This window comes from Ornithinibacter sp. (genome assembly GCF_035443565.1).
In the GTDB taxonomy this organism is placed as follows: Bacteria; Actinomycetota; Actinomycetes; order Actinomycetales; family Dermatophilaceae; genus Fodinibacter.
In genome coordinates this window covers 1-3,214 of the sequence record NZ_DAORSO010000206.1, presented here as the reverse complement: position 1 = coordinate 3,214, position 3,214 = coordinate 1, and the positions used below count along the sequence as shown (strand labels likewise).

The following is a 3,214-nucleotide window of genomic DNA, read 5'->3' as shown; positions in this document are numbered from 1 at the left end:
GTGCTGGCGGTCAAGGAGATCAAGGCCGACATCGCGCAGCGCGAGTACGAGATGCTGCGCAACCTCAATCGCATGGACATGCCCTGTGTCGAGCCCTTCGCGGTGGTGAGCGGGCGCGTCGCCGAGGACGGCACCGAGCTCGACGCCTGCCTCATCACCATCCACCTGCAGTTCTCGCTGCCGTACCGCGCGCTCTACAGCCAGTCGCTGCGCAAGGGCACCGCCACGCGTCTCATCGACGCCCTCGCCGTGCTCCTGGTGCGCCTGCACCTGGCCGGGTTCTGGTGGGGTGACGTCTCACTGTCCAACACCCTGTTCCGGCGCGATGCCGGGGCGTTCGCCGCCTACCTCGTCGACGCCGAGACCGGCGAGCTGCGTCCCAAGCTCAGCGACGGGCAGCGCGAGCACGACCTCGAGATCGCCCGGGTCAACATCGCCGGCGAGCTGATGGACCTCGAGGCCGGTGGGTTGCTCCAGGAGGACCGCGACCCCATCGAGGTCAGCGCCCGCATCGTCTCGCGGTACCGCGAGCTGTGGGATGCCCTGACCGGAAGCCAACTCATCGCTGACCAGGAGCGCTGGCGCGTCGATGATCGCATCCGCTCGCTCAACGCCCTCGGGTTCGACGTCGACGAACTGGCCATCACCACCGACATCGACGGCACGTCCATCCAGATCCAGCCCAAGGTCGTCGACTCGGGCCACCATTCGCGGCGCCTGCTGCGCCTCACCGGTCTCGACGTCCGAGAGAACCAGGCCCGCCGCCTGCTCAACGACCTCGACGCCTACACGGCCGGCACCGGACGCCAGGGCGAGGACGAGACGATCGTGGCCCACGACTGGCTGACCCACGTCTACGAGCCGGTGACCCGCCGGGTGCCGCGCGAGCTGGTCACCAAGCTCGAACCCGCCGAGGTCTTCCACGAGGTGCTGGAGCACCGCTGGTACATGGCCGAGCGCGCGCAGCACGACATCCCCATCGAGGACGCGATCGACGACTACGTCCGATCGATCCTGCCGGGCAAGCCGGACGAGCAGGCGGTCCTGGGCATCGACACCCAGCAGTTGCCCGTCATCGCGAAGTCCAAGGGGCGTGGCTGACCGCAGGGCACCCCAGCCCGGACGTAGGGTCGATGCCATGAGTGAGCAGACCCCCCAGCCCTACGGCCAAGAGCCCAACCCGCCGGTGCCAACGCCCCCGGCACCCCCAGCGCCAACGGCACCCCCCGCGGATGCCGTTGGCGCACCCCCCGCGCCCTACGGCGCCCCCCAGCCCCCCGCCCCCTACGGTGCGGCGCAGCCGCCGGCCCCGAACCCCTACGGCGGCGGTTACGGCCAGGCCCCCGCGTACGCCGGCGGCCCGGCCATGCACCCGGGCTCGCTCGGTTACGTGCAGGCCAACTTCGGTCAGGTGGCCACGTTCGGCCAGCGCGTCCTGGCGCTGCTCGTCGACGCGCTGATCAGCATGATCGGGCTGATCCCCATGATCATCGGGATCATCATGCTGGTGTCGGCAGCGCCGACCGAGCTCTATGTCGACGAGTACGGCATGACCCAGAGCGAAGGCGGCAACGGGTCAGTGGCCGTGATCGGGGGCCTGCTCATCGGGCTCGGTGCCCTGATCTCGCTGGCCATCAGCCTGTGGAACCGGGTCTTCAAGATGGGCCGCACCGGCCAGAGCGTCGGCAAGAAGGTCATCGGCCTCAAGCTCGTCGACGACAAGACCGGCCAGCCGATCGGGGCGGGGATGTGCTTCCTGCGCGAGGTCGTCAGCAACGTCGTCAACCAGGTGATCTACCTGTCCTACCTGTGGATGCTGTGGGACGACAACAAGCAGACCATCGCCGACAAGGCGGTGCACTCCACGGTCGTCGTCGTGCCCAAGGGCTGACGCGGACCCGGCCGACGGCCGCGCTCGGATGCCGCCAAGGGCGCCTCCCGCACGGGAGGCGCCCTTGCTCGTCACAGTCGCTCGCTGCCCTGGTCAGCTGACGATGCCCCGCTGCATGTTCCAGCGCTGCGCGCCTGTGTAGGCATCGACCATTCCCCAGATCCAGATTGCTGGAGCAGTCAGGAAGCCGACCAGGACGAACATGAGGAGGAAGCTGAAGACGTACCCGAGGAACATCAGGACGCCCTTGGCCGCGTCCCCGTTGATCAGCTGACCAAGCCCGGGGAGGAAGAACGAGCCCAGCAGCGCGAGCCCCGGGCTCTTGGGCGCGACCATCGGCGCATAGCCGACACCGGGGTACATCACGGGAGGCTGACCGGCCACGGTTTGGATGGCCGCAGCGGGTACGACACTCCGCGGCTGCGCAGGTGACGGCCGCCACTGGTCCGTCCAGTCCGCGCCGGACCAGAACCGCTCGGTGCCGTCTGCCTGGGGATACCACCCAGCAGGGAATTCGCTCATCCGTCCATACCTCTCGTGTCGCCGATAGGAAGCGGCGGACCTGGCCATCAAGCGGGGGACAGGAACGTCCATCCGGGGATGTTCCGGAGCACCCAGTAACCCAGGATGACGACGAGGATGCCGTGGAGCAACCACGCGGGCGCCATCGTGGTCCGGACCCGGCCGGTCAGCCGGCGCCAGGTCCACAGACCGAACCAGAGAACCAGCCAACCGACGGCGATCACGGTCAACGGGTTGCGCGCCATGGCGACGCCGAGTTCGGCGTGTGCCAGAGCGTGGATCGCCCTCAGCGACCCGCACCCCGGACAGAACGTCCCGGTCAGCGCCAGCCATGGACACGTGGGGTAGTGACCCTCGATGTTGGGGTCGATCAGGGCGATCGTCGTGACGACCCCTGCTGCTGCCGCCGCGACCGCCACAGGGGCGACCATGCGCCGGCTGCCGCTCGATGTCTCGAGCAGCAGCCGGGCACGACCCGCCCCGATGCTCATGGCGTAGGTGTCACATGCCGCTCGTGGTGCTCGCGGCACCGAGGGCGACGACGAACAGGAACCACGCGACCACGCTGAGAACCGCGGACACGACGCCGGCGATGACGGCCCACTTGATCCACTTCGCGGCGTCGGCTGCGGACTGGTGCGCGCCAGCGGCGTCACCGGAGTTCCACTTGCTGTTGACCTCGGCGGACTTGATGATCGCCACGATGCCCAGGGGAATGCAGCAGAAGATGGTCGCGAGGATGGACCACACCAGCTTGTTGTCGGGCGGACCGCCCACGGGGCCACCAACCGGCGGCGGCGC

At 68.8% G+C, this 3,214-nt stretch carries 5 protein-coding genes; 2 read left to right on the top strand and 3 right to left on the bottom strand.

What is annotated here, in order from left to right; translation table 11 throughout:
* Both PLL68_RS13390 and PLL68_RS13385 read left to right on the top strand, forming a co-directional pair.
* Positions 1-1,101 (top strand): DUF4032 domain-containing protein (locus PLL68_RS13390; RefSeq protein WP_324534889.1); only part of this gene is annotated, 1,101 nt, incomplete at its 5' end.
* 37 nt (positions 1,102-1,138) lie between these two features.
* The gene (locus PLL68_RS13385) at positions 1,139-1,891 is read left to right on the top strand and encodes an RDD family protein (protein ID WP_324534887.1); all 753 of its coding nucleotides are present in this window, start codon (positions 1,139-1,141) and stop codon (positions 1,889-1,891) included.
* A 93-nt stretch (positions 1,892-1,984) separates the two neighbouring features.
* On the opposite strand, the gene PLL68_RS13380 is transcribed toward PLL68_RS13385, so the two are convergent.
* From PLL68_RS13380 to PLL68_RS13370, 3 genes are all read right to left on the bottom strand, one after another.
* Entirely contained in the window at positions 1,985-2,413 is a 429-nt protein-coding gene (locus tag PLL68_RS13380) for a hypothetical protein (RefSeq protein WP_324534885.1), read from the bottom strand.
* Positions 2,414-2,460: 47 nt separating this feature from the next.
* Entirely contained in the window at positions 2,461-2,904 is a 444-nt protein-coding gene (locus PLL68_RS13375) for a DUF2752 domain-containing protein (protein ID WP_324534883.1), read from the bottom strand.
* 10 nt (positions 2,905-2,914) lie between these two features.
* A partial coding sequence (locus PLL68_RS13370) for a CD225/dispanin family protein (protein WP_324534881.1) occupies positions 2,915-3,214 on the bottom strand: 300 nt, incomplete at its 5' end.